The 24,062-nt window shown below is 69.1% G+C and carries 21 protein-coding genes and 1 tRNA gene; 9 read left to right on the forward strand and 13 right to left on the reverse strand.

The features are described from left to right. Nucleotides 1–18: 18 nt before the first annotated feature. From LPB04_RS19790 to LPB04_RS19815, 6 genes are all read right to left on the reverse strand, one after another. Nucleotides 19–807, reverse strand: coding sequence for a hypothetical protein (locus LPB04_RS19790; protein WP_193686184.1), 789 nt, complete (start codon nucleotides 805–807; stop codon nucleotides 19–21). 184 nt (nucleotides 808–991) lie between these two features. Then, nucleotides 992–1,078: transfer RNA gene (locus LPB04_RS19795), tRNA-Leu, on the reverse strand. A 275-nt stretch (nucleotides 1,079–1,353) separates the two neighbouring features. Further along, entirely contained in the window at nucleotides 1,354–3,378 is a 2,025-nt protein-coding gene (locus LPB04_RS19800) for a methyl-accepting chemotaxis protein (RefSeq protein ID WP_193686185.1), read from the reverse strand. A 16-nt stretch (nucleotides 3,379–3,394) separates the two neighbouring features. Continuing rightward, nucleotides 3,395–4,189 (reverse strand): TorF family putative porin, encoded by a 795-nt coding sequence (locus tag LPB04_RS19805; protein ID WP_227496495.1) that lies wholly within the window; start codon nucleotides 4,187–4,189, stop codon nucleotides 3,395–3,397. 241 nt (nucleotides 4,190–4,430) lie between these two features. Then, complete coding sequence (locus tag LPB04_RS19810) at nucleotides 4,431–4,628, reverse strand: hypothetical protein (RefSeq protein ID WP_193686186.1); 198 nt, start codon at nucleotides 4,626–4,628, stop codon at nucleotides 4,431–4,433. A gap of 22 nt (nucleotides 4,629–4,650) precedes the next feature. Continuing rightward, on the reverse strand, nucleotides 4,651–5,055 hold the full coding sequence (locus LPB04_RS19815; protein ID WP_193686187.1) for a hypothetical protein: 405 nt from the start codon (nucleotides 5,053–5,055) through the stop codon (nucleotides 4,651–4,653). 111 nt (nucleotides 5,056–5,166) lie between these two features. Here LPB04_RS19815 and LPB04_RS19820 point away from each other — a divergent pair, with 111 nt between their 5' ends. After that, complete coding sequence (locus tag LPB04_RS19820; RefSeq protein ID WP_193686188.1) at nucleotides 5,167–5,838, forward strand: SOS response-associated peptidase; 672 nt, start codon at nucleotides 5,167–5,169, stop codon at nucleotides 5,836–5,838. A 6-nt stretch (nucleotides 5,839–5,844) separates the two neighbouring features. On the opposite strand, the gene LPB04_RS19825 is transcribed toward LPB04_RS19820, so the two are convergent. Beyond that, nucleotides 5,845–6,012 carry a hypothetical protein gene (locus LPB04_RS19825; RefSeq protein WP_193686189.1) on the reverse strand — a complete coding sequence of 56 codons (168 nt, stop codon included), beginning with the start codon at nucleotides 6,010–6,012 and terminating at the stop codon, nucleotides 5,845–5,847. A 540-nt stretch (nucleotides 6,013–6,552) separates the two neighbouring features. Next, nucleotides 6,553–7,761 (reverse strand): right-handed parallel beta-helix repeat-containing protein, encoded by a 1,209-nt coding sequence (locus LPB04_RS19830; RefSeq protein WP_227496496.1) that lies wholly within the window; start codon nucleotides 7,759–7,761, stop codon nucleotides 6,553–6,555. A gap of 358 nt (nucleotides 7,762–8,119) precedes the next feature. Here LPB04_RS19830 and LPB04_RS19835 point away from each other — a divergent pair, with 358 nt between their 5' ends. Then, nucleotides 8,120–8,479 (forward strand): DUF1566 domain-containing protein, encoded by a 360-nt coding sequence (locus tag LPB04_RS19835; RefSeq protein WP_227496497.1) that lies wholly within the window; start codon nucleotides 8,120–8,122, stop codon nucleotides 8,477–8,479. Nucleotides 8,480–8,746: 267 nt separating this feature from the next. Here the strand turns inward: LPB04_RS19835 and LPB04_RS19840 are convergent, their stop codons facing one another. The 3 genes from LPB04_RS19840 to LPB04_RS19850 all read right to left on the reverse strand — a co-directional run bounded on the left by LPB04_RS19840 (nucleotide 8,747) and on the right by LPB04_RS19850 (nucleotide 12,329). Further along, complete coding sequence (locus tag LPB04_RS19840) at nucleotides 8,747–9,505, reverse strand: type 1 glutamine amidotransferase domain-containing protein (RefSeq protein WP_193686191.1); 759 nt, start codon at nucleotides 9,503–9,505, stop codon at nucleotides 8,747–8,749. A gap of 187 nt (nucleotides 9,506–9,692) precedes the next feature. Beyond that, the gene (locus LPB04_RS19845) at nucleotides 9,693–11,123 is read right to left on the reverse strand and encodes a M20/M25/M40 family metallo-hydrolase (protein WP_193686192.1); all 1,431 of its coding nucleotides are present in this window, start codon (nucleotides 11,121–11,123) and stop codon (nucleotides 9,693–9,695) included. A 63-nt stretch (nucleotides 11,124–11,186) separates the two neighbouring features. Continuing rightward, nucleotides 11,187–12,329, reverse strand: a complete 1,143-nt coding sequence (locus tag LPB04_RS19850) for a metallophosphoesterase (RefSeq protein WP_193686193.1) — start codon at nucleotides 12,327–12,329, stop codon at nucleotides 11,187–11,189. Between the two features lie 235 nt (nucleotides 12,330–12,564). Between LPB04_RS19850 and LPB04_RS19855 the strand changes: the two genes are divergently transcribed. From LPB04_RS19855 to LPB04_RS19875, 5 genes are all read left to right on the forward strand, one after another. Further along, a complete protein-coding gene (locus LPB04_RS19855) occupies nucleotides 12,565–13,062 on the forward strand; it encodes a PXPV repeat protein (RefSeq protein ID WP_193686194.1) in 498 nt (165 codons plus the stop codon). A 127-nt stretch (nucleotides 13,063–13,189) separates the two neighbouring features. After that, complete coding sequence (locus tag LPB04_RS19860) at nucleotides 13,190–14,149, forward strand: protein kinase domain-containing protein (protein ID WP_193686195.1); 960 nt, start codon at nucleotides 13,190–13,192, stop codon at nucleotides 14,147–14,149. Further along, the gene (locus LPB04_RS19865; RefSeq protein ID WP_193689108.1) at nucleotides 14,149–16,512 is read left to right on the forward strand and encodes an FtsW/RodA/SpoVE family cell cycle protein; all 2,364 of its coding nucleotides are present in this window, start codon (nucleotides 14,149–14,151) and stop codon (nucleotides 16,510–16,512) included. Before LPB04_RS19860 ends, LPB04_RS19865 begins: the two co-directional genes overlap by 1 nt. Next, nucleotides 16,482–18,050 carry a hypothetical protein gene (locus LPB04_RS19870; RefSeq protein ID WP_193686196.1) on the forward strand — a complete coding sequence of 523 codons (1,569 nt, stop codon included), beginning with the start codon at nucleotides 16,482–16,484 and terminating at the stop codon, nucleotides 18,048–18,050. The genes LPB04_RS19865 and LPB04_RS19870 overlap by 31 nt, the downstream gene beginning before the upstream one ends. A 2-nt stretch (nucleotides 18,051–18,052) precedes the next feature. Beyond that, nucleotides 18,053–18,529 (forward strand): SH3 domain-containing protein, encoded by a 477-nt coding sequence (locus LPB04_RS19875; protein ID WP_193686197.1) that lies wholly within the window; start codon nucleotides 18,053–18,055, stop codon nucleotides 18,527–18,529. On the opposite strand, the gene LPB04_RS19880 is transcribed toward LPB04_RS19875, so the two are convergent. Continuing rightward, nucleotides 18,516–18,986 (reverse strand): GNAT family N-acetyltransferase, encoded by a 471-nt coding sequence (locus LPB04_RS19880; RefSeq protein ID WP_193686198.1) that lies wholly within the window; start codon nucleotides 18,984–18,986, stop codon nucleotides 18,516–18,518. The two genes, LPB04_RS19875 and LPB04_RS19880, sit on opposite strands and share 14 nt — an antisense overlap. 52 nt (nucleotides 18,987–19,038) lie before the next feature. On the opposite strand from LPB04_RS19880, the gene LPB04_RS19885 reads away from it, so the two are divergent. After that, nucleotides 19,039–20,001, forward strand: a complete 963-nt coding sequence (locus LPB04_RS19885) for a PP2C family protein-serine/threonine phosphatase (RefSeq protein WP_227496498.1) — start codon at nucleotides 19,039–19,041, stop codon at nucleotides 19,999–20,001. A 121-nt stretch (nucleotides 20,002–20,122) separates the two neighbouring features. Next, the gene (locus tag LPB04_RS19890) at nucleotides 20,123–21,589 is read left to right on the forward strand and encodes an FHA domain-containing protein (protein ID WP_227496499.1); all 1,467 of its coding nucleotides are present in this window, start codon (nucleotides 20,123–20,125) and stop codon (nucleotides 21,587–21,589) included. A gap of 240 nt (nucleotides 21,590–21,829) precedes the next feature. Here LPB04_RS19890 and LPB04_RS19895 read toward each other — a convergent pair whose 3' ends face one another. After that, nucleotides 21,830–24,055: an SUMF1/EgtB/PvdO family nonheme iron enzyme gene (locus tag LPB04_RS19895; RefSeq protein ID WP_193686199.1), complete on the reverse strand. Its 2,226-nt coding sequence runs from the start codon at nucleotides 24,053–24,055 to the stop codon at nucleotides 21,830–21,832. Nucleotides 24,056–24,062 lie beyond the last annotated feature (7 nt).

Raw genomic sequence — 24,062 nt, forward strand, 5'->3', positions numbered from 1 at the left:
GGTGATCGCTTTGGACGATCAGGCTGCGTTGTTGGCGAGCTTCTGCTTCAGTATTTCGTTCTCGGTCAGCAAAGTCGCCATGCGGTCCTTCAGCGCGGCGATCTCCGCTTTCAGGGCGGCCTTTTCGTCGATCGGCTCACCGTCCGGCCCGAATTTCTTCGGCTTCGCGGCCGCCTTCTGCTCGCGCACCTGGCGCGCGGCCTGCTGCAACTCCTTGCGTCCACCGGCGACGGCGGCAATCTGCGCCTCCTGCGGCAGCGAGGCCACGTTGGCGGCGGCGTTGATCGAGATCGTGCCGGAACGCACTGCTTCGACCAGCTGGGGCGTGGCCGCCTTCTGGATGCGTTCGATCTGGCTGATGGTATTGCTCGACACCCGCGCCGCCTTCGCGACTTCCTCGCGCGTGTTCCACGGCGGCGGCGGGCGCGTATCCATGTCGTCCGGGTTCGGCACCGGCGGCTCGTCGGCCATCTGCTGCGCCATGCGCGCGGTCACGATTTCCTTTTTCTTCAGCGCGAGCATGCCGCGCTGGAAATCCGAGACGCTGCGGCGCGCCAGGTGGTTGTCGATCATCCACAGCATGACGTCTTCGATGGACTCGAAGTTGTTGTTGTGGACGGTACGGAACGGGATGTCATGGCGGCGGCAGATCTCGTAGCGGTTATGGCCGTCGATCAGGACGTCGCGCCAGAGGACGAGGGCATCGCGGCAGCCTTCCGCCAGCAGGCTGCGCTCGAGCGCTTCGTATTCGATGGCGCTCAGCGGATCGACGAAGGCGCGCAGTTGGTCATTGATGGTGATATTCAAAATTCGGGTCCTTGCAGCTCTTGTAACGGCGCGCATTGAAGGCTTCTCTGCGCCGGGGAGCATGATACGCCATTCGATGGCTCGGCCATAGGGTGCGGATGCGAGGCCGCGCAGCGGCACAAAAAAACCCGCGTTGCCGTCGGGGCAAGCGGGTTTCGATGTGTGGTACGGCGCCATGCATTACTGGTGCCCGGAGCCGGGATCGAACCGGCACGCCCTTGCGAGCACGGGATTTTAAGTCCCGGGTGTCTACCAGTTTCACCATCCGGGCAGCGCGGCAGGATTCTAGCACAGGCGTGATATGCCGGGGTCAAAATTGCAAGTTTACCCCCGTCGACACGAGCGGCACGTCGTCGCCGTGCCGGCCCGTGCCCTGGTCGGCGCCGCAGGGCGGCTGCAGCCGCGCCCGGTCGTGCGTGGCGGCCGGATCCGCGGCGCGCCAGGCCGCGCGTGCGGGCGACGGCGAACGCGCCGGCCGCCGCGGCGGACGCGCCCGCGGGGCAAGCGCGCTGCGCTCGCGGGTACAGGCTTGAGCGCCCGTCGCGCTCATCGCGGGCCCGCCAGCGCCAGCTGGCGCGCACCGGCAGGTGCAGGCTGGACAGCACCGCTTTCCAGCTTGAACTCCCCCACCAGCGCCACCAGGGTCGCTGCCTGTTCCTGCAGGCTCTCGGTGGCCGCCGCCGCCTCTTCCACCAGCGCCGCGTTCTGCTGGGTCGCATCGTCCATCTGCACGATGGCCTGGTTGACCTGGCCGATGCCCGTGCTCTGTTCGGCGCTGGCGGCGCTGATTTCGCTGACGATATCGGTCACGCGGCGCACGCTCTCGACGACCTGCTGCATCGTCTGGCCCGCTTCGGCCACCAGCATCGAGCCCATGCCGACCTTGTCGACCGAGTCGCCGATCAGGCCCTTGATCTCTTTCGCGGCGGCCGCGCTGCGCTGGGCCAGGTTGCGCACTTCGGTGGCGACGACGGCGAAGCCGCGTCCCTGCTCGCCCGCACGCGCCGCCTCGACGGCCGCGTTCAGGGCCAGGATATTGGTCTGGAAGGCGATGCCGTCGATGACGGAGATGATGTCCACCACCTTGCGCGAGGAGGCGTCGATCGAGGCCATGGTCTGGACCACCTGGGCCACGACCTCGCCGCCGCGCAGCGCCACTTCCGAGGCCGAGGCCGCCATCTGGTTGGCCTGGCGCGCATTGTCCGCGTTCTGGCGCACGGTCGAGGTCAGTTCTTCCATCGACGCCGCCGTTTCCTCCAGTGCGCTGGCCTGCTGCTCGGTGCGGGCCGACAGGTTGGCGTTGCCCTGGCGGATTTCATTGCTGGCGCCGGCGACGCTGTCCGAACTCAGGCGCACTCGCGCCAGCACGTCCTGGATTTTCGCAACAAACGTATTGAAGCCGGAGGCAATCGTGGCCAGCTCGTCGGTGCCGCGCACTTCCAGGCGGGCCGAGAGGTCGGCGTTGCCGCCGGCAAGGCCGGTCATCGTCGCCGCCAGCGCGCGCACCGGGCGCATCAGCCGGAACAGCGTGGTGACCATGACGGCAGCGGCCAGCAGCGCGCACGCGCTCGATACCATCAGCGAATATTTCACGAGTTCGCGCGCCGAGGCGGTGGCGACCGCATGCGGGAAGCTGAGCTGGACCGCCCAGGGCGCCATCTCCGGGTGTGGACGCAGCGGCTGCAGCAGGCGCACCATGCCGTGCTCGTCGGTAAATTCGTAGGGCTTGCCCTGGCGGATGCTTTCCAGGCCGGCGGCCGGGATGTCATCGGCCTTCTTGCCGTTGCGCGCGGCAACCGGATTGCTCGCGTACAGGCCGCCGTTCGACACCAGGGTCAGCACGCCGCCTTCGATCGGCTTCATGCCGGCCAGGATGGCGGACAGTTTGGAAACCATCATGTCGCCGGTCGCCGCGCCCTTGAATTTGCCGTCGATCACGATCGGTGCCACGAGCGAGGCGATCAGCGCATCCTTGCCATTGATCGGGTAGGAATACGGTTCGGTCAGGAAGCGCTTGCCGGTGCTCTTCGGTACGTCATACCAGTCGTTCGCTCCCGGCACGGTGGTGAACACGATCGGCTCGACCCCGATCTTGCCGCCCTCGCCGCGCGTGTAATAGGGCATGTAGCGGCCGCTGGCGTCGTATTCCGGCTTCTTGCCGGCAAACTCGGCATCCTTGCCGTCCAGGGCATCGGGCTCCATGGTGACCGAGGCGCCGATCAGGTCCTCCGAGCCTTGCAGCATCGACCGGGTCACCGTGCCGACCTGGGCACGGGCCAGGGTTTCGCCCGCCGCGCCCGTCGCGCGCACGGCGTCGGCGACCGTCGAGACCGCCTTCAGGTTGGCGCCGATGCGCCCTTCGAGCACGCCGGCCGTCTCGCGCGCTGCCGTGCGGGCCAGGCGCATCGACGCTTCTTCGGCGTCGGCGCTGCCCTTGACGCCGATGAAGGCGGAGGTGATCCCGAGGCTGAGAACGACCAGCACGGTGGCGGTAGCGCTGATGCGGGTGTTGAGCGAGAACGCAAAGCGTGGGGACGGTGTGGGGCGTGGAGTGGTGTCGGAAGTCTTCATGGGAGTGCGGGAGAAATTAGAAGGTACGCACGAGGGTCAGCACGAAGCTGCCCCTGGCCGGGTTCGAGTAGGCGATGTGCCCGGCGGCATCGGGCACGCCGGTCGTGTAGCGGTCATAGGCATGGGTGGCGCCGTACGCGCGCGTATAGGCTCCGGCCACGCTCCAGCCCCCGGCCAGGGTATGTGTCAGGCCGACCTTCACGTCGCGCCAGTTCCAGTAATCGTTGCCGGCGCCGGCCACCCGGCCCTCGCCCGCGTGCAGGTTGAGCACCGTGGCGTGTCCGAGGTCGAGGTTGGCGCCGCCGTCGAAATAGCCGGTGCCGCGCGCGTTGGCGATGCCGAAGAAGTCGCGGGTGAACGTGTAGTTGTATTTGGCGTAGAGCGATTTATAGCTGAGGCCAGCCGACAGTTCGCCGTAATCGAAGCGGGTGCCGGTGGCCTTGACGACCGCGCCCGGATACTTGTAATAGAGCACGTTCAGGCTGTAGCCGGCTTCGCCCAGGCTGCCGCTGTAGCCGCCGTACAGGTCCCATTCGAGCTTGCCGTTTTCGATGTAGCGGTCGCTGACGTTCGAGACCCAGCTGCCGGCGCTCCAGCCGCTGCGGTGATTGATGTCGACGCCGGCCTGGACGGCAGGCTTGCCCCAGGTCTGGCGAAAGCCGCGCGAGATATATTGGGAGGCGAGGCCGGCGTTGCCCGTGACGGTCCAGGCCTTGTCGCTGCCTCCAGGGGCGGGTTCATCGGCATGCGCGGAGAGCGCGCACAGGAAAAGACAGGCGAGCGGCAGCTGCCGCAGGGCGAACATGGTCATGGTGGTGGTGGTGGAGCGTGGCGCTCGGTCGAGGTCTGAAAGATTCCGTAGGGCAAATTTCCTACAGGAATTTTATGCCCTCGCTTCAGCCGATCGGCGAATTGATGGCAGGATGAAAACGAGATTTATGTGTGCTGAATCATTCGCGCCACAAAGTGGCCAGAATGGCATTCGAGATTGATAACGCGGATGTGCAAACGGCGCCGCAAGGGGCGCCGTCGGGTTGCCGGCGTGCTGCAGCCTAGCTGCCCTGGTAGATCAGTACCGCGCAGGCGGCGGCGCCGATGGCGAGCAGGCCGTAGAGGAAATAACGCATCGCGGTGGCGAGGCCGGCCACCGCCTTGTCGGCATCCTTGCCGAGCATGCCGCGCTTGCGGCCGGAGTTCATCAGCATCGCGACCAGCACGAAGCCGAAGAACAGGATCAGGACGAATTTCATGGCTGCGCCTTCAGAGGGTTCATCAAGTGCGCGCCAGCACCAGGGCCAGCGCCACGAGGCCCAGCACGCCGGATGCCGCGGCGACGAAACCGATGAGGGTCAGGCGTTCGCGCGCCGCCTGCAGTTTCGCGATCAGCTGGGCGTTCTGGTCGGCCAGTTCCGCGATCAGCTTCGACGCTTCGCGCACCTGGCCATGCAGCTGGGCGATGGCGACGTCCTGCTGTTCCACCTGGGCGGCGAGCATGGCCAGGCCGTCGTCTGCCGGCATGTGCGCCACTGCTTCGTCGAGCTCGGTATTCGGCATGGGCGCGCCCTTGCGGCCGACGGTCTCCCACAGCCTGCGGGCGCTGTTCGCGACCTGCGGCGCGGCCGAGATGACCTCGCCCCAGGGAACCGATTTCAGTACTTTCAGCCAGGCAGCCGCCATGTCCCTGCTCCTTCGTTATCAGACCTGCAGGATAGCACCACCCTGCGCCTTGCCCTGCCCTGCTGCCCCGTTGCCAATCGTGCGCTGCGGGTTTTGCAGTACCATGCTTCCATGTGTGGACGATTTGACCAAAGCCAGACGGCACGATACTACGCGAGCGTATTCGGCTGGGCCGATGCCGTGTACGACAGCGAATCGGCGCCGGCCTACAACGTGCCGCCGGGGACGTATCGCCCCGTCATGCACATCCAGGACGGCGAACGCCGCATCGACGATGTGTTCTGGAGTTATCGCGCGAAATGGGCCGAGGACAAGCTGCCGATTTCCATCAACGCCCGCCTCGACAAGCTGACCAACCGCTACTGGAGCCGGCTGCTGAAGAACGGCCGCGCGATCGTCCCGGCCGAGGGCTGGTACGAGTGGACCGGAGAGAAGGGGAAAAAGCAGCCCTGGCACATCCACCGCAAGGACCGTGCGCCGCTCTACATGCTGGCGCTGGCCAACTTCGGCAGCTTTACCGAGAACCGCGCCGAGGCCGGCTTCGTGCTGGTCACCGACGACGCGGCCGACGGCATGCTCGACGTCCATGACCGGCGCCCGGTCGTGCTCGAGGCGGCCGACGCCGCCCTCTGGCTGGACCCGGACATCAGTCCCGAGCAGGCGCTCGAACTGGCGCGCCAGGCGGCCTTGCCGCCCGAGGCCTTCGAATGGTTCAAGGTCACGCCGCAAGTGAACCGGGCGGGGGCCGACAGCCCGCAGATGGCGACCCCGCTGCCCGATTAAAAGCGGCTATTCAAGCATCGTCAGCAACGCCACCAGGCCCAGGGACAAGCCGATCAGCACGCCGGCGCGGCTGCGCAGGCGCTGGCCACGCTCGACCAGTTGCTGGGCGATACGGCGGCGCGGACGGCGGCCGGCTTCGACGCCGATATTGTCTTGCGATTCGTTCGTGTTCATTTCTACAGTATCCATTGTGTACATTTCCGAAAACGGACAGTGATTGCGGGATTGCGGCCGCGACGTGGCGGCAGCGTGATCGGGGAAGCTCGGGCGCGACGCGCTGCGTCGGCCGAGCTCAGGCAAGCCGGGCGGAGTGCCCTGGAATGCGGGTACCGGCGGTGTCCGGTCGGGGTCGGCCGCGGACAGGCGCCGCGCCGTGCAAGGACGTGAAACTGGTCGACTCGTGATGCGCGATGCGTGACATGCCAGGTACCGTGTTCGATCTGTTGTCGGGAACGCCGGAATCAACCGCGCGCCACCGGGACGTCCGCCCCGACCCGCAACATGAAGCAATCGATTCTACACGATGGTGTTGACTCTGCAATGTACATTTGCCGGGCGGATTTGCGCCAGATCATGCCGCCTGGCTTTTGACCTTCCACCGATGCATCCGCACCACGTTCACGGAGCCTGGGCACGTAAAAAAGCCCGCGCGCCTTGCGGCTGCGCGGGCTAAACGGAAATTGCTCGGGACCTGCTGGTACGGCTCGGTACTGATTAGTGCTGGTAGGCGCCGATGTCGAAGCCGGCGCCCGCGTTACGCGCGCGGCCGTCGATATCGGTCGCTGGGGCATAGGTCGCGATGCCGCGGCCGATCACCGGCGAGCTGGTGCTCGGACGGAAGTTCGGCATGGCCGCGCTACGCGAGTAGCCGGCGAGCAGCGGGTCGGACGAAATGGTGCCGGTGTGGGTCAGGCCGTTGCGCAGCTGCCAGTTATAGGTCGTGTTCTTGTAGACCAGGTTATTCTTGTAGCTGTTCGCGGTGCCGGTCTTGCCCTGCTCCGAGATGCCATACTTGTTGTCGTAGACGATGTTGTTGTACACGGCGACATTGTTCGCGCCGGCCGAGGTGAAGTAATAGTCGCCACCGCCGACGATGATGCCGAACACCGAGGAGCTTACCGTGTTGTTGACGATCTTCAGGTTGTTGGCATCGTGCCAGAGGTGGATCGCGGCCGAGCCCACGCGGTAGACGACGTTGTTCTTGATCGTGCCCGAGGTGCTGTGATAGATGCCCTGGACATAGGTGCAGCCGGCCGGGCCGATATCGTGCACGACGTTACCGATGACGTCGCCCATCAAGCCCTTGTAATAGCTGTCGACGCCGATCGCCGAACCGCCGGCGCTGCTGCATGGAATCGTGTTGGCCGTGTGGTGGACGTGGTTGCCTTCGATGACGTTGTACGAACCGCCGGTGTAGATGCCGAGCGTCCACTTGGTGCCGGCCGCGATCTTGCTGCCGTCGACTTCGAAACCGATGATGCTGACGTAGTGGCCGCGGTTGTCCCAGGCGGTCTTGTTGGTCGAGCTCGCCGGCGGCACGATCTTCGCGCCCCATTTCGTGGTCGACACCCAGTAGATGCGGCCGCTTGCAGTACCGTTACCGGTGGTCTTGAAGCCGCCCGCGTAGGTCCCTGGCGCCACGAACACAGTCGTGCTCGGCTTGATCGCTGCCTTGGCGGCGCGCGCCAGCGTCCTGAACGGCGCAGCGCTGGTGCCGGCCGCGGTGTCCGAGCCGGTCGGCGACACGTAGTAGTTGTACGTGGTGCCGGGAACGGTGGTCATGCTCTGGGTGCCAGGGGTGGCGCTCAGGCTGTCGTAGCCGGACAGGGTGACGGAGGTTTGGGCGCTGGCGCCGGCGGCGATGGAGGCGATCAGGAGGACTGCGGCATTGCGAAGGATGGCGTTGGAGGCTTGTTTTTTCATGCGAAAGTTTCCCTAAACAAAAAATTGAATACGTACCTTTGAGATGCGGAAACTTCCTTAGTTCAACCTTTTTGCAGATTAATTTCTTCAAGGTATTAGAGTTACAAACATTGTTTAACGCTAGAAATAGCTCTAGGGAAATGGAGGTCTGGCCGGCCGAGCGGCGCCACGGCCGCCGCCTGGCCGCGACAAGGCCCGCGCCCCTTCCGGCTGGAGTCGCTTGTCTTCGTGGAGGAGAATTCGAACAGCTTCCTGATCTATATCTAGCCAGCCAGGCAACTAACACGCCGAGGCCGGTGTCATACCTGCAGACCGGATAACCCGATACCGACGCGCGAGGACACCGATGGGCATTTATATGCAATTACGAGATACGCTGAAGGAAGGCGAACATTACGCGGGCATCATCCTGGGCAAGGATGGGGGCCCCGACCACCACCTGATCCTGCTGCCCGGCGACGCGGCCGACGTCGGCTGGCCCGGCGCGCTCGACTGGGCTGCGGCCCAGGGCGGCGAGCTGCCGAACCGGCGCGAGCTGTCGCTGCTGTTCGCCAACCTGCGCGAGCAGTTCGAGCGCGAGTGGTATTGGTCTTCCGAACCGCACGAAACGCGTGCGCAACTGGTCTGGGGCGAGAATTTCGCCAGCGGCATCCAGACCGTGTACGGACGGCCGTTCCGGGGCCATGCCCGCGCCATCCGGCGCGTGCTGATCGAATGAGGGAAAACCGCTGCGGAGGGAAAGGCGGCAAGGCGCAAGCGGGAGTTCAGGTCGGCATCGTCGCATCAGCCTGCACGAGCCTCTGCGGCGCAGGCATGGCCGCAGAGGCCCTTGCGTGGCGGGGCGTGCAACGGTCCTTGCGATGCGCGTGGGCATCGATACCGCGCCGGGATGAACCGGGCACAGGGATCGAGCCCGCGCGGGGATGGGTGCCACGCCCGGATGGGTGCCGCGCGGGCATCGCTGCCGCGCGCGGATCGACGCCTGTTACGCCGTTGCGGAACCTGCTTCGCGGCCCGCGCTGCGCGCACCGCCGTTCTTGCGGCCGGCCGCCATCACACCGACGCCCAGCAGGGCCAGGCCGAGCACGGTGCCGAGGGGCGAACGCGGCATCCAGCGCATCGCCGCGTTCGTGACCCGGATCGGCGACTCGCGCTGCGGGTCCGAATGCCTGCGCCGCAGCGCGCCCTTGCTGGCCGGGCCGCCCGCGTACAGCTGGATCATCTCGCGCACGAAGGGGACCATGTCCTGCGGGCCGCGGCTGGTCACCAGGTTACCGTCGCGTACCACTTCCTGGTCGAGCCAGGTGGCACCCGCGTGCACCATGTCGTCGCGGATGCCGGGCCAGGAAGTCAGGGTCCGGTCCGCCAGCAGGCCGCTCGAGGCCATCACCCAGGGGCCGTGGCAGAGCGTCGCGATCGGTTTGCCGAGCTGGTCGAAGTCGCGCACGAAATCGCGGGCCTCGCTCGACTGGCGCAGCACATCGGGATTGATGAAGCCGCCAGGAACGAGCAGGCCGTCGTAGTCGCGCGCGCTGACCTGGTCGACGGTCCAGTCGACAGGGACAAGGTCGGCCGGCATGTGCAGATTCATGCCGCGGATCTTGCCCCGGTGCAGAGAGACGATGTCGACCTCGGCGCCGGCGGCACGCAGGGCCGCCACCGGCGCGGTGAGTTCCACTTTCTCGAAGCCATCGGTCGCGAGCACGGCGATGCGTTGTCCCATCAGTTTCTTCCGTCCAGCCATGGTGTCCTCCGTTGAGCGTTGGTGAGCCAGCGCAAAAGTCTACCCGAATGCGCCGGCAGGCCGCGTACGCGCGACATCGCTGCCACCAGACAAGAGAACGGTGGCAGCTTTTGCCGAAGAAGCACCCGCGTGGAGGAAACGGCGGCAGTGGCCGCGGCGACGCAAGCCGCCCGGCCGCCGCCCTGCCTTAGCGCGCCGGTACCACGGCGCGCCCGATCGGTTCCTCGATATTGGCCAGGAACCAGGCCGTGGCCGACATCAGGGCCACGTTGCGGCGCAGGAAGTCGGGGTCGACCTTGTCGAGCGTATCGGCTGCCGTGTGGTGGTAGTTGAAATAGGCCGAGGTGTCGAGCAGCGGTGCGAAGCTCGGCACGCCAAGCTTTTCCAGGCCCGACAGGTCGCCGGTCGAGAGCGCATCCTGGCGCTGGAAGACGCCGGCGCCGATCGGCTGCAGGGCTGCCTGCAGCGGTGCGAACAGGCGGTTCGAGCTCGCCGGCACGCTTGCGCGCAGGCCGAACGGGCGCCCCACCCCGTTGTCGCTTTCGATCGCGGCGACGTGGGTCGCGGCGTTGGCGGTGTTCGCCTCGAGATAGGTGCGCGCGCCGCGGGTCCCGTTTTCCTCGTTCATCCAGGCGATCAGGCGGATCGTGCGGCGTGGTCGGTAGTCGAGCTTTTTGAGCGTGTCGAACACGGCCATGGCACTGGCGACCGCAGCCGCGTCGTCGTGGGCGCCGGTGGCCAGGTCCCAGGAATCGAGGTGGCCGGACACGATGACGACTTCGTCCGCCTTGTCGGTCCCGGTCAGGTCGGCGATCACGTTGTAGCTGTCGGCATCCGGCAGGATCTGCGGCGTGAGCACGAGGCGCATGCTCAGCGGGCCGCGTTTCGCCAGGCGGCTCATCAGCATGGCATCCTCGACCGTGACGGCGGCCGCCGGAATGCGCGCGCCGTCCTGCAGGTTGGTCGCACCCGTATGCGGCAGCCGGTAGTTCGCGCCGCCCACCGAGCGCACCAGTGCCGCCGCCGCGCCCAGTTCGGCCGCCATGCGCGGACCGTTGGTACGGTAGTTCGAGCCGGCGCCATAGGCCTGGCCGGCCAGGCCGCGGTCCGCCATGTCCTGGTCGAAGGGCACGTCGAACAGCACGATGCGGCCCTTCACTTCGCTCGCGCGCGCCTTCAGTTCGTCGAAGCTCGAGACCACGATCACGGGAGCGGTGAGGCCCGCCGCCGGGGTCGCGCCCGAGCCGCCGAGGGCGCTCAGGACCACGCGCTGGCTGATGCCGTTCGGCCTGCCGCGGTAATCGACCAGTTCGCCCGTCTCCTGCCCGCGCACCCAATGCGGCACCTTCACCGGCTGCAGCGTCACCTTCGCGCCCAGCTTGCGCATGGCCTCGGCCACCTGGGTCACGGCCGCCGCCGCACCGGCCGAACCGGACAGGCGCGGACCGATCAGGTCGGTCATGTCGGCCGTGCGTTCCCAGGCGTAGTCGCTCTGCAGCGCGGTGTCGCGGATCTTCGCCAGCGCGGCCGGATCATTGCCGGGGCTGGCGGCATGGGCACTGGCGGCAAACAGGGAGGCGACAAGGAGGCCGAGGCCGGGAGGGCGAAGACGGTTCATGCGGACTATCCTTCAAATGTTGAGGATGAGAACGATAGCGCATACTGCAAGATTTGGCTGTCTTTACGCGCTTGCAGGCACCAGCCGCACCAATGTGATTTCCGACGGCGCCCCGAAACGCTTCGGCGGCCCCCAGTATCCCGTCCCGCGGCTGGTGTACACCCATAGCTGGCGCACCCGGTGCAGGCCGGCGACGAACGGCTGCTGCAGCGGCACGAACAGGTTCCAGGGGAAGAACTGGCCGCCGTGGGTGTGGCCCGACAGCTGCAAATCGAACCCGGCGTCCGCCGCGGCCGGGGCGCTGCGCGGCTGGTGCGCCAGCAGGATGCGGACCGCGAGTCCGAGCGGCGCGCCGGCGGCGGCGGCCACAGGGTCGCTGCGGTGGGCGGGATTGAAGTGATGGGCCGAATAATCGGCCACCCCGGCGATCATCAGCGAGGCGCCGCCGCGCTGGCGCACCACGTGCTGGTTCAGCAGGACGGTCAGGCCGAGGCGGCGCAGCTCGACGATCCACTCCTCGGCGCCCGAGTAATATTCGTGGTTGCCGGTGACAAAGAAGGCGCCGTCCGGAGCCGACAGGCGCGCCAGCGGCTGGGTATGCAGGGCCAGGCGCTGCACGCTGCCGTCGACCAGGTCGCCGGTGACCGCGATCGCGTCGGCCTCGAGCGCGTTGACGCGGTTGACGATCGCGTTCAGATAGGGACGCTTGATGGTCGGGCCGACATGGATGTCGGAAATCTGTGCGATCGAATAGCCGTGCAAGGCCTCGGGCAAGCCATCGATCGGCACCTCGACCGTCTTCACGCGCGCCACGCGCCGCGCGTTCACGAAGCCGATGAAGGTCACGCCCAGCGCCAGCAGCGGCACCGCCAGCGCGCTGTAATGGATGAACCCGGCGCCGGCGAGGCCGGCCAGCTTCGCCACCAGCAGCACCAGGTCGCGCACGAAAGTCGACACCAGTAAGGAAGAAAACAGGCCCATCGCCAGCAGGCCCATCCAGGCCAGCTGTTCCGACCAGCGCCGGCGCCGCAGCGAGGAAGACAGCAGGCCCACCGGCACCAGCACGGTCGAGAGGACGAGGAAGACGGTGCCGGCCAGCATGCCCGCCAGTCCGAGGCCGAGGTCGGGCATCAGGCGCAGGCCGATGTACACGTGCAGGAGGGCCAGCAGGGAAAGAACGACGAACAGGTTACGGCGTGCGGACATGAAGGCTCTTGGAAAGGGTAGTCACCCGACCCACATGGGGAGTCATGGCCGATCTGCAAGGCTTGCAAAATGAATATCAGTAAGGAAGACGACAGAGGAATGTTACAGACTGCGGATCAGTTGTAATAATCTGTATTAGCAGATGGCGATCGCGGCGAGCAGGTCTATAGTTCACTTCATGCCCCGGCGTCGCAGTGATCATGTCGATCCTCGTTGAGGCAAAAAAGGAAAAGCCATGTTGAATAAAAAATGCTTTGGTGCGGTGATCCTGGCCGCTGTCGCCGTCTCGCCCTCGGCATTCGCTGGCGACCGCGGCACCAATACGGCGGTCGGCGCGGTGCTGGGCGCGGCAATTGGCGCCAGTGCCGGTGGCGGGGGCGGTGCCCTGGTGGGCGGCGTCCTCGGCGCAGCCGTCGGCAACTCGATTGGTGGCCACGACGACCGCCGCTATTACAACAACCGCGGCTACGCCTCGGTGGGTTACTACCAGCCGGCACCTGTCTACGTGCAGCCGCGTCCGGTCTATGTCGAGCCACGTCCGGTGTATGTCGAGCCACGTCCGGTATATGTCGAGCAGCCGCGCTACTACCGCGAGCCGGCAGTCGTGTATGTCGAACCGCGCGGCCGTCACCACGGCTGGGATCGTGGCCATGACCGCGGCTGGGACCGTGGCGACCGCGGCTGGGATCGCGGCGACCGTGGCTACCACGACCGCGACGGCTATCGCCGCTGATCCGGCCCTGCTGTCCCGGCAAACAAGAACCGCGTCCCCGGACGCGGTTTTTTTGCGTCCAGCGCTTTCTGTTTCCCCCCGCTAGGCCTGGGCGGCGGCGTCCTGGCCGCGTTCTTCGGGGAAAAGCATGGTGCAAAGCGGCGACATCGTGACGCTCAAGGCGGGCCACTACCGGCTGCGCGCGCAGCTGGCGGGTTCGAGTTACGGTACGGTCTGGCGCGCCGAGCGCGACGGCCACGCGCCCGTCGCCATCAAGCTGGTCAACCGCGAGCAGATGGCCCGCGCCGAACCCGCCCTGCAAGCACGCTGGAGCGAATGCTCCGCGCGTGAAATCGCCTTCCTGAGCGCCCTCGCACCCTGGGATGCGCGCCACATCGTGCGCCTGCTCGACCACGGCAGCCACGATGGCCTGCCCGCCATGGCCCTCGAACTGCTCGACGGCGACCTCGCCGCCCACATGTCGGCGCAAGCCGCCGCCGGCCGCTGCATCGGCCTGGCGCAGGCGCTGGCCTGGATCGCCCAGGTGAATGCGGCGCTCGCGAAAGTGCACCAGCACGGCTGGCGCTACCTCGACCTGAAACCGGCCAACCTGCTGCTCGACGCCGCCACCGGCAGCCTGAAACTGGCCGACTTCGGCACCAATCGCAGCCTGGCCGACGCGGGCGCGCACTCCTACGCCGGCACCGCCAGCTGGCAGGCGCCGGAACAGTTCTTCCCTGCCCTGCCCGATGCGCCGCTGGGCTACCTGACCGACGCCAGGGCCGACTATTTCGCGCTCGGCGCCCTGTTTTATTATCTCGTCAGCGGCGGCGCGACCCTGCGTTATTCCAGTACCTGCGGCGAGGCCTTCCGGGCGCACGGCCGCGAAGGCGCGCTGAAACTGCGCGCCGCCTCCCTGCCGATCCTGGGCGAGGACGAAGCCGCGCGCTTTCTCGCCTGCGCAGCGGACGAAGGCGATGCCGGCGCCGCATTGCGCCTGCTGCGGCTGCTGCTCGCGCGCCGCCCGCAGGACCGGCCGCCGCACGCGCTGGCGATCAGCCGCCTGGTCGCGGCGGCCCAGGGGACCCGGCTGCGGAGGGCCGCGTGATGCGCGCGCACGGCCTGCGCACACTGGCCGCGGCCGCGCTCGCGCTGCTGTGCACCCTGCAGGCGGTGGCCCTGCTGCGCACGCCTCCGGCCTGGCTGCCCGCATCGATCGAGGTCGCCCTGGCACCCGATGCCGCCACTGTGCTCGGACGCGCCGAGCTGGCCGCGCCGCAGGCGGCGGCTGCCCACCTGCGCCTGCGCCGCGATGCCCAGGGCGCCTGGTTTGCCGCCAGCGCCGGCGGCATGCAGGGCCTGCGCTTCGAGCGCGGCACGCTGCGGCTGCGCAGCGGGACCCGTGTCGTCCAGGCCGGCCAGGAATTCCAGCTGGGCGCGACGCATTACCGGATCGACGCGGCGGAGCGGCACATGGTCGCCTTCAGCGATGGCCTGCACGCCTGGTCCTACGATGGCGCCAGGCTGCGGCGCGATGGCGCGCTGCTGGCCGCGTGCCCCGGTGCAGGCCCTGGCGCACGCCTGCTCGGCCTGTGGAACCGCTGGGCGCCAACCCCGCTGACCATACAACGTCCCTTGCGCTTCGGCGGCAACCTGTCCTGCGGCACCGGGGTCGGCAACGCGGACGCGCCGGCCGGCAGCGCGCAGCTCGTCTTCGAGGACGGCGTCCCAGTCCTGGCAGCGGCCACCGGCGTCGAGCGCGTGCCGCTGCTGGTCGACGAGCACGGCCTGGGGCTGGACCCAGCGGCGGACCTGGCGCTGGCGGAACAGCCCCTGGCCGGCGTCACCGCGCTGACGGTCGGGCGCACGCGCATGCTCCTCCAAGTCGAACAGGGGCTGCTGCGCCTGCAGCCAGGCGGCCGGGTCGCGCTCTTTCCGGAGGCGCGCACCGAACTGCCGCCAAACCTGCGCTGGCACTGGGAGCGGCGCGATGCCTGGGCCTGGCCGCAGGCCGCAAGCCCGTGGGCCGCCTTCTGCGGCATCGCGGGTCTCGTGGCCGCGTTGTTCGTTGCCCGCACCGGCCATCGCAAGAACCCGTTCGAAGCCGCCCGCCTGGGCGCCGCCGTCGCCCTCGCCCTGGCCGGCCTCGGCCTGCTGCTGGCCCAGCGTGCGGGTAGCGCGCCGGGCGTGGCGGTGTCGCTGCTGCTGACCTGGGCGGCCCTGTGGCATGCCTTCGGCGCACGCGGCGCCGGCGCCGTGCTGCGGATCGGCGTGCTGCTGCTCGCCAGCGGCCTGCTGCTGCAGCTGGAACTGGGCAGCGGCGCGCCCGATACCTCCTGGCTGCGCCACTTTCAGAAGACGGCCGCCGCCGCCACGCTCGGCCTGGGCCTGCTGGGCTGCGTCGGCCTGTTCGCCGGCGCCAGTTTGCCGCGCCAGGCCGGTGTCGAGTCGCTCCTGCTGCTGCTCGCCGGCGCCGCGCTCGCGGCCCTGCTGCTGCAGGTCGGCTGGGGCAACGAGACCGGCGTGTTCGACCTGCAGCCCGTGGAATTCGCGAAACTGGCCTTGACGGTGCTGACGGCGCACTGCGTCGCCCTCGGCCTGGGCACGGGCACGATCGATGCCCAGCGCAAGGGGGGCGCCATCCTGCTGCGCTGGCTGCGCCTGGCCGCGCCGGCCCTGCTGTTCGTGCTGCTGCTGGCGGTCGCCCTGGTCCAGGTGGACGACTACTCTCCCCTGATCCTGCTGCTGGTCTGGGGCGCGGCGATGCTGCTGGCCTGGTCCTGCGCGGCGCGCCAACCCGGTCCCGCCCTGGCCGTGGCGGCACTGGCCGGCGCCTGCCTGGTCGGTCTCGTCGTCCTGCGCGGCGCGGCCCCGGGCGAGGTTGCGCAGTGGAGCTTTTATGGCGAGCGCTTCGGCGTCTGGCTCGATCCGCAGGCGCATCCGCACACCGGCCAGCAACTGCTGCTGGGCGCGCAGGCGATCGCGGACGGCGGCTGGCTCGGGGCCGACGGGCGCTTCGGCCTGGCGGCGCTCGGCCAGGGCGCGCTCGAGGCGCTGGCGATCCCCGCGGTACAGGACGATTTCGCACCTTCCTTCCTGCTGCAGCGCCACGGCCTGGCGGCGGCGCTGGCGCTGTGGGCGCTGCAGGCGCTGTTCCTGTGCGCGCTGCTGGGAGCGGCATGGCAGGCGTGGCGGCTTGGGGCCACGGCGCGCGACTACCGGCAGGCCTGGCTGGGACGCTTTCGCTGCTTCGTGCTGTGCGGCGGCGCGGCCTTCGTGTTCGGCCACTTCCTGCTGTCCTGGGGCACCAACCTCGCCTTCTTCCCGATCATGGGCCAGCCGATGAGTTTCCTGTCCGCCGGCGGCTCGCACCTGCTGTTTTTCATCTTCCCCCTGCTAGCCCTGGGCAGCACAGCCCACACAATCGAGGAGAACCCGCCATGCCGGTCTACGTCCAACACGAAACCCTGAACCGCGTCAGCGACGTGTTCAATGCCGAAGCGCTGTGGCAGGCGCCCGGCCTGGCCCTGCTGAACCGCCGCCCCTTCCTGCGCGACCTGCTGGAACGGGCCCCGCGCGAACAGCGCGGCCGCGCCGCCACCCGCTGCTTTTCCCACGTCACCCTGGTGCTGCCGCAGGACGAGGTCGACGACGACCGCCACCTGACCCGCGGCGCCCGCGTGCGCGACCTGGCGCAGACCCTGCAGGCCCTGCACCAGAAGGATTTCGGCGACCTGCTGGGACAGGACGAGGTGCGCTACCACGTACTCGGTTCCGACGACCTGGAGCCGGGCCAGGTCGAAGTCAAGTTCGGGCACGCCGTCTACTTGCCGGCGCCGGGCGAAGAAGTGCTGTACACGGCCAGCGTCTCGCGCGACAGCGCCATCTGGCAGCCGGTCTGCCCGGTCTATCCGAACCAGCGCCTGACCGTGCTCGGCGCCGACAGCGCCCGCGCCACCCACGCCGTGCCGGGCTGGCCGTTCGCCGCGGACGGCAACATCCTCCTCATCAACGACGGCCCCGATGCGCCGCCCGAAGTGCAGGTCCGCCCAAAAGAAGCATTCGACTGCGCTTTCGACGCCGCCGGCGGCTACTACACGATCCGCGCCCGCGGCACCGAGACCGCGGGCGCGCCGGCCCGGCTGCTGCTGAAGCTGACGCCTGCGCGGCCGGTGCCGCTCGCCGTATCCTTACAGCCATCGCCGTCCGTGGGCGCGCCGCCGGCGCCGCGCACGCCCGCCGTCTGGAAGACGCGCGCCCCGACCCTGGACGATGCCGAGCTGACCGCGGTGCCGGTCCTGCACCGGGCTGCGGCCGCCGCCGCGCCGGTCCCGGTCGGCCAGGACGCCACCTACGCGCCGGTGATGCGCCAGCGCGTCAGCCTGGCCGCGCTGGCCCTGCCGCGCCTGTCGCGCTACCGCGACACGGGCGCCGCCGCCATCGAATTCGGCATCACGCGTGACCTCGCCGTCGGTCCCGTCGCCGCCGACGGCCTGCTCGGCTTCGCCCTCGATGCCAGCGACGCGGTCCACGCGATCACGGCCGACGGCCGCCAGCGCATCCCGGTGCCGAGCCGCTTCGCGCCGGTGGACGGGGTCGACGTGCGCGTGCTCGCCCCAGGCCCGCAGATGGCGGAGCGCTACAGCGCCATCGTCTGCCTGCCGCAGGCCCCGGGATTGCCGGTGCTCGGCGGTACGCGTCACGTCTTCGGACGGGCCGTGCCGATGCTGGCCGGCCTGCGCGTGCTCGACGCCGGCTGCCTGCGCAGCGCCGACGGCGTGGACGCGGGCGGCGCCGACCGCCTCGGCCTGTCGCGCAATGCCTTCGGCTTCGAGGCCAGCCCCGAGGGCTACCGCGTGACGCGCGAGTCGGCGACCCAGGCCCTGTACCACCTGGACGAGCGTTTCGGCTTCGTGGCGACGATCGAGCCGGCGCCGGGCGAAGCCTATGTGCTGCCGCTCGGGCACCACATCGTGGCCGGCCATTACGTGCTGCGCGTCGAGGCCTGAACATGTCCGCGCCCTCGCATCCGCCCCTGCTTCTGCTGGCTTGCGGCGGCGCCGCCCTGCTGCTGACGCTGGTGCTGGCGGCACGCTGCACGCCGCGCGCCTGGTGGCGCCGGCCGAACGCGCGCGCCTTGGCGGTACTGGTGCTGGGTACGGGCCTGATCGGCGGCGCGCTCTGGGCCTGGCTGGCACCGCGCGCGCCTGTGTCTGTGTCTGCGCCTGCGCCCGTGCAGGCCGCGCTTGCCGTGCCGGCCGCCGGGCACAGCTATCGGGTGGCCGACGCGCTCAACCTGCGCGCGGCGCGCGGGACTGGCGCCAGGCGCGTGCTCGTGCTGGCGGCCGGCTCGACGGTGCAGGCAACGGGACAGCGCGACGGCGACTGGTGGCAGGTCACGGCGAACGCGGACGGCCAGCGTTACGAAGGCTGGGCCAGCAGCCTGTGGCTGCGCCGCGCCGACGAGCGGCGGCCTAGCGGGGAATGAAGCGCATCGGGTTGAAGTACAGGCCCTTGACGCACTGGGTCGGGGCCGTCCGTTCGAAGCCGAAGGCTGCATAGACCGGCACCGCGTAGTTCGACGCGTTGACCGTGAAGACGCCGCTGCCGCCGCGTGCCAGGCTGGCGGCGCGCGCGACCTCCCATAGCCGGCGCGCCAGTCCCTGGCGATGCCAGCGCTTGTCGATAAACAGGTGGAAGACGTGGCTGTTGTCGCGGATCGCGATGAAGCCGGCGATGTCGTCGCCGTCGACGGCGACATGGTAGACGTGGCCGGCGGCGATATAGCCGCGCATGCCCGCTTCGTCGTTCTCGCGCAGGAAGGTGCATGCGCCTTCCTTGCTCGATTCGTGGACAATGAATTCGCTGGCGCTTGCGCGCAGCAGGCGTGCACAGGCGGGCAGGTCGGCGATGTCGAGCGGGCGAATCAAGGTGGGGCAGGTCACGATTGCGTGCGGGCTGTGCTAAAACGATAACTTACCATACGATATGCCACCGATGGGGACCGAAACAATGCTTGAAAGCGTGAACGGCGGGCGCTGGCTGGACCTGGCCGCGGGCAGCCGGATCGGCGCCGGCCCGGTGCAAAGGCAGGAAAACCAGGACAACTACCTGGTCATCAACGGTGCGGGCCGCGCCGACTTCCTGCGCAGCGGCCAGGGCGCATCGGCGCAAGTCGGGGGCTGGCCGCCGGGCCAGCTGCGCCTGGCCGTGATGGACGGCATGGGGGGCCACGGCCACGGACGCGAGGCGGCCGAACTGGTCGCGGCCGGCCTGCTCGCGATTCCGGCCTGTAGCGAGCTCGCCGCCCTCTCGCATCATCTCGAGCAGCTGCACTTCGCACTGCAGGGCCGCTTCGACGCCCTGCACGAAGCCGGCCCCCGTCCCGGCACCACGCTGACCATGCTCGAGATCCCGCCGTCCGGCAGCCCCCTGCTCTGGCATGCGGGCGACTCGCGCCTCTACGAAATCACGCAGGCGGCGGCCGCGCCGCTCACCGTGGACCACGTGCCGGCCACCGTGCTGGCAATGGCGGGAATGCTCGACGAAGCGGCCTGGTGGCGCCACGTGCACGGCAGCCATGCGCCCCAGATTGCCCAGGCCTTCATCCTCGGGAATACCCTGGTCGATCCCGCGCGCCTGGACGATGGCCTGGTCGGACTGGACGCCGCCACGCTGCCGCCCTGGCTGCGCGCCCTGCCCGACCGCCGCGCGATCGAACTGCGGCCCGACGCGACTTACCTGCTCGCCACCGACGGCTTCTGGTCCTGCCGCGATCCGGCGGAATTCGTCGCGCGCTGGCCACGGCTGTTCGCGCGCGGCGATGCGCAGGCCGGGCTGGAGGCCCTGTTCGCCGAGATGGAAGAACGCCCGCCGGTGGGCCTGCAGCCGGACAACCTCACCGCCATCGTGCTGCGCCTGCGCCAGGGCGGGCGCGACGAGACCGCGCTGCCGGCTTAGGTAAAGCTCGGCAGTTACTTTACAATATGAAATAATGCGTTAAATCAACTTCAAGCGGCCGCTAGCGCGCGCCACGGCTGGGCGAATCCGCGTAAGCTTCCCCGGTCCACAAGGCCCTTCCATGAACCGTTGCAGCCATCCCGATCATCCGCATTGCACCGTCTGGGTGATGCCAGGAGAGAGCGCCTGCGCGCACGGCCATCCTCAGCTGCCTGCGCAAGCCGACGCTCCCGAGGCGGACGCAGCGCTTGCCGCCCCGGCTGCCGTGCGTCCGCACCTGCACGCGAGCGGTTTCGATCCGCGCGCCGCCGGCGGCCGCCAGGTGCTGAAACTCGAGCTGCGCGGCATGCCGCCCGACTGCGCGCCCCAGGTCACCCTGCTGGCCAGTTCGCGCCTGCAGCTGGAAAACGGCGAGCGCCACACTTTCAATCGCACCGTGCGCGGCGAATGGCTGCCGGTCTTCCTCGAATTTTCCTCGCGCGGGCTGGAACACGGCCAGTACCGCATCGAAGTCGAGCTGCACAGCCGCGCGCAGGCCCCGGGCGGCAGTGCGCGCACCTGGATTGCGACCCTGCTGATCCTCGCCCCGCGCGCCGACGCCAGCCTGAGCGAAATCCACCAGACCTTCCTTGCAACCCACAAGAACGTGCGCGTGCAGGCGGACGACGCCTCGATCGCGCGCGTCAAGGCGCGCACCGGCGGCGGCCGGCTCGACATCGACCTGCGCGCGACGAACGCCGGCATCGCCCACCTCGACCTCGATGCCACCGCCGCCGGCAAGATCGACCTGGGCTTTTCCAGCATCGCCTGGGACGAAGACCTGCTCGAGATCGACGTGCCGGCCCAGGCCGCGGCCCACCCCTGCCCGGCGGCCACGGCCTGCCTGGTGCTGGGAGAAACGCCCGATGTGCAGCGCCCGCGCTACCTGCGCCTGTTCGCGCTCGACGAATGCGTGCTGGGACGCGATGAATCGGGCTTGAACGGCGCCGGTGCGATCGATGCCGACATCCGCCTGATGCACCATGGCGAAGCCGGCCTCATGCCCGAGGGCCTGACGCGGCGCATCTCGGGCCGCCACGCGCTGCTCCGGCGCGGACGCGAAGGTTTCGAGATCGAGGACGTGTCGCGCTATGGCCTGCTGGTCGACGGCGTCTGGCCGGGCAAGCATGCGCCGGTGGCCCTGCGCCCCGGCATGCGCATCGAATTCACCGCCAGCATCCCGGGGGTGGCCGTGCTCGAAGTCACGGCGGTGCTGCCGAACGCCATCATCCTGCAGCGGCTCGACGCCGGCATGGATCTGGAAGCCTTTTACCTGATGGACCCGGAGCGCAAGCCGGACATCGCGCCGCGCCTCGGCGCGCTCGGGCTGCCGCTGCTGTTTCACCGCGACGGCGGCTTCTGGCACCTCGATCCGGCCAGCGGCATCGAGACGCCGCTCACGCCGACGCTGGCAACCGGGAACCTGAGCGCCTGGCCGGCCGGGGCGCGCTTTGCCGCCCGGCCGTATCCGGAACACCGGAACGGGCCGTCCACGCTGGTGCTGCGCCAGCAGGAACGCAGCGCGCACGGGCGCCGCGCCAGCGCCTGAGGCGCCTGCGCTTCTGCCGCCGCGTCTACACTGCTAGTGCCCTTGCGTCAGCATCACGACGAAGATCAGGCCGCAGCCGGCAAGCAGCGCCGCCTGTAGCGCGAAGACAATCGCGGGGATGCGCAGCTCTTCGGGGATTTTCATGGCGCCCTCCTGGGTGCGATAAAAAGACCTTTTACACCCGATTAGCCTACTCTTGCCAGCTCCCGACCCGCGCACGCTAGCTGCAGGAAACAGCCGTCAGGACGGCTCCCCTTCGTCTGGATCCTGGGGCAACTCGCGCACGACCCGGAAACCCACGATATCGTTCGCCATCACGGCCGAAAAGCCGTTCCTCAGCGCCGAGCGCAGGTAGCGCGGGTTGTAGAGCCAGGAGCCGCCGCGCAGGATGCGGCGCGCGCGCTCGCCTCCGGTTTCCCAGGCGCTGCCGTCGAGCGGCGCGCCTTCGTAGCTGTCGTGCATCACGTCCTGCACCCATTCCCAGACATTGCCGTGCATGTCGTGCAGGCCCCAGGGATTCGGTGCGAACAGGGTGACGGGCGTGGTGCCGCGCCGGTACTCGCCGCGCGCGCCGCCGTTCCAGGTGAAATTGCCGTCGTAGTTGGCAAGCGAGGTGTCGATCGCGTCGCCGAAGCTGAAGGCGGTTCTGGTGCCGGCGCGGCAGGCGTATTCCCATTCCGCTTCGCTCGGCAGGCGGTAGCGCCGGCCGGTGCGCTCGCTGAGCCAGGCAAGGTAACGCTGGGCGTCGCCCCAGGTCACGCCGACCACCGGGTGGGCATCGGTCTGCGCGAAGCCCGGCGCGGCCCAGTCGACTTCGCCGTCGGGCTGCCAGCCGGTCGCCTCCACGAAGGCGCGCCATTCGCCGACCGTGACCGGGTAGCGCCCGATGGCGAAAGGCCGCGCGATGCCGACCCAGTGCTGGGGCGTCTCGCGCGCCAGCCAGTTCTTCTGGGCGCCGCAGGCCATGGCGATCCTGCGCTCGTGTTCCGGTGAGCCCATCTGGAAGCGGCCGGCGCGCAGCACGACCAGTTCCGGTCCCTCGCCCTCTCCTTCCAGGAAGCGGTCGCGCAGCAGCGTGGGCGGCTCGATCGCAGGCCGGGTCGGCGCGGCCGCTTCCTGGGGCGCGGGCTGGGTGCGCGACCGTTCCTGTTCGGCCAGGTAGGCCGCGGCCGCCCTGGCCTGCAGGGCCTTGCGCTGGGCCTCGTCCTGGGCCTGCCGCGTCTTCGCCACTTCCTCGGCGCGCCGTGCGGCGAGCTGCTCGCGCAGGGCTTCGCGGCGCACGCGGCGCGCGACTTCGGCTTCCGCGCGTTCGCGCTTCTGCTGTTCGCGCAGGCGCTGGCGGGCGGCCTGGGCGGCCGCTTCGATGGCCTGCCGGGCAGCAGGTTCGAGGGCCGGATCGGGTGCCGGGGCCGCAGGCGCTGCGTTCCCTGGCACGGTTTCTTCGGCCGGCGCGGCGGTCGAAGGCAGGCTTTCCTCAGGCGCCTGCGCCTGCGCGCCAAGCCGCTCGAGCAGCACCGAGACGCTTTCCGGGCGCGCCGCCGGGTCCTGCGCCAGTCCGCTGCGCAAGGCTTCCCATTGCGCGTCGTCCAGCAGCTCGGGACGCGCCGCTGCGCCGCTCGCCGGCGCCGCCATGCCCGACACCATCTGGTGCACCATCACCGCCACCGAATACACGTCCAGCGCGCGCGAGGGCACGGCGCCCGGCCTGCCCGCTTCCGGCGCGCGGTAGCCCGGCGTGCCCGACAGCGCCGGTGCCTCGGTCAGCGTGCGCCCGCCGGCACGCGCACGCGCCGCGATGCCGAAGTCGAGCAGCTTGACGTCGCCGCGCGCGGTGACGAATACATTGCCCGGCTTGATGTCGCGGTGGACCAGGCGGTGCCGCTCCCAGGCATAGTCGAGGGCGGCGGCGACGGGACGCAATATCTGCAGCGTGCGCGCCAGCGGCAGCGCGCCCTCGCGCGCCAGCAGGCTGTCGAGGTCTTCGCCCTCGAGGCATTCCATGATCACGAAATAGCTGCTGGTAGCCGGGTCCTGGGCCCAGTCGTAGACGCGCACGATGTGTTCGTGCGCCAGGCGCCGGGCGCGCGTGGCTTCCTGCACCAGCAGGCGGGCGTGGCCCGAACTTTCCGTCAGTTCCGGCGACAAGATTTTCAATGCGACCTGGGCGCTGTGGCCCAGCTCGGCGTGGGTGGCGAGATCGGTCGCCTGCCAGACCTGGCCCATGCCGCCCAGCGCGATCAGGCGCTCGAGGCGGTAGCGGCGGTTCGGCGGGCCCACCTGCTGGCCCGCCATCAGCCCGAGTTCGGTGCCGCGCGCGGGCGCGGATGCGGCCGCCGCTGCGCCTTGTGGCGAACTATGGGCGGCGTCGAGGATGGCGTTCTTGCGCTGGTCGAACTCCTGGCGGCTCAGCAAGCCGTCCTCGTGCAGGGCACGCAGTTCGCGGATCTTGTCGATGGCTGTTTGCATCGGGCCT

Origin of the sequence: Massilia litorea, from assembly GCF_015101885.1 — a bacterium.
GTDB classification, from domain to species: domain Bacteria; phylum Pseudomonadota; class Gammaproteobacteria; order Burkholderiales; family Burkholderiaceae_D; genus Telluria; species Telluria litorea.

Coding starts and splice junctions, on each gene's coding strand:
- LPB04_RS19820 (WP_193686188.1), top strand. CDS start 5,167: ATGTGTGGACGATTTGACCAAAGCCAGACGGCACGATACTACGCGAGC.
- LPB04_RS19830 (WP_227496496.1), bottom strand. CDS start 7,761: ATGAAAAAACAAGCCTCCAACGCCATCCTTCGCAATGCCGCAGTCCTC.
- LPB04_RS19840 (WP_193686191.1), bottom strand. CDS start 9,505: ATGGCTGGACGGAAGAAACTGATGGGACAACGCATCGCCGTGCTCGCG.
- LPB04_RS19885 (WP_227496498.1), top strand. CDS start 19,039: ATGGGGACCGAAACAATGCTTGAAAGCGTGAACGGCGGGCGCTGGCTG.
- LPB04_RS19850 (WP_193686193.1), bottom strand. CDS start 12,329: ATGTCCGCACGCCGTAACCTGTTCGTCGTTCTTTCCCTGCTGGCCCTC.
- LPB04_RS19805 (WP_227496495.1), bottom strand. CDS start 4,189: ATGACCATGTTCGCCCTGCGGCAGCTGCCGCTCGCCTGTCTTTTCCTG.
- LPB04_RS19845 (WP_193686192.1), bottom strand. CDS start 11,123: ATGAACCGTCTTCGCCCTCCCGGCCTCGGCCTCCTTGTCGCCTCCCTG.
- LPB04_RS19815 (WP_193686187.1), bottom strand. CDS start 5,055: ATGGCGGCTGCCTGGCTGAAAGTACTGAAATCGGTTCCCTGGGGCGAG.
- LPB04_RS19870 (WP_193686196.1), top strand. CDS start 16,482: ATGCCGGTCTACGTCCAACACGAAACCCTGAACCGCGTCAGCGACGTG.
- LPB04_RS19860 (WP_193686195.1), top strand. CDS start 13,190: ATGGTGCAAAGCGGCGACATCGTGACGCTCAAGGCGGGCCACTACCGG.
- LPB04_RS19895 (WP_193686199.1), bottom strand. CDS start 24,055: ATGCAAACAGCCATCGACAAGATCCGCGAACTGCGTGCCCTGCACGAG.
- LPB04_RS19810 (WP_193686186.1), bottom strand. CDS start 4,628: ATGAAATTCGTCCTGATCCTGTTCTTCGGCTTCGTGCTGGTCGCGATG.
- LPB04_RS19800 (WP_193686185.1), bottom strand. CDS start 3,378: ATGAAGACTTCCGACACCACTCCACGCCCCACACCGTCCCCACGCTTT.
- LPB04_RS19890 (WP_227496499.1), top strand. CDS start 20,123: ATGAACCGTTGCAGCCATCCCGATCATCCGCATTGCACCGTCTGGGTG.
- LPB04_RS19865 (WP_193689108.1), top strand. CDS start 14,149: ATGCGCGCGCACGGCCTGCGCACACTGGCCGCGGCCGCGCTCGCGCTG.
- LPB04_RS19835 (WP_227496497.1), top strand. CDS start 8,120: ATGCAATTACGAGATACGCTGAAGGAAGGCGAACATTACGCGGGCATC.
- LPB04_RS19825 (WP_193686189.1), bottom strand. CDS start 6,012: ATGAACACGAACGAATCGCAAGACAATATCGGCGTCGAAGCCGGCCGC.
- LPB04_RS19875 (WP_193686197.1), top strand. CDS start 18,053: ATGTCCGCGCCCTCGCATCCGCCCCTGCTTCTGCTGGCTTGCGGCGGC.
- LPB04_RS19855 (WP_193686194.1), top strand. CDS start 12,565: ATGTTGAATAAAAAATGCTTTGGTGCGGTGATCCTGGCCGCTGTCGCC.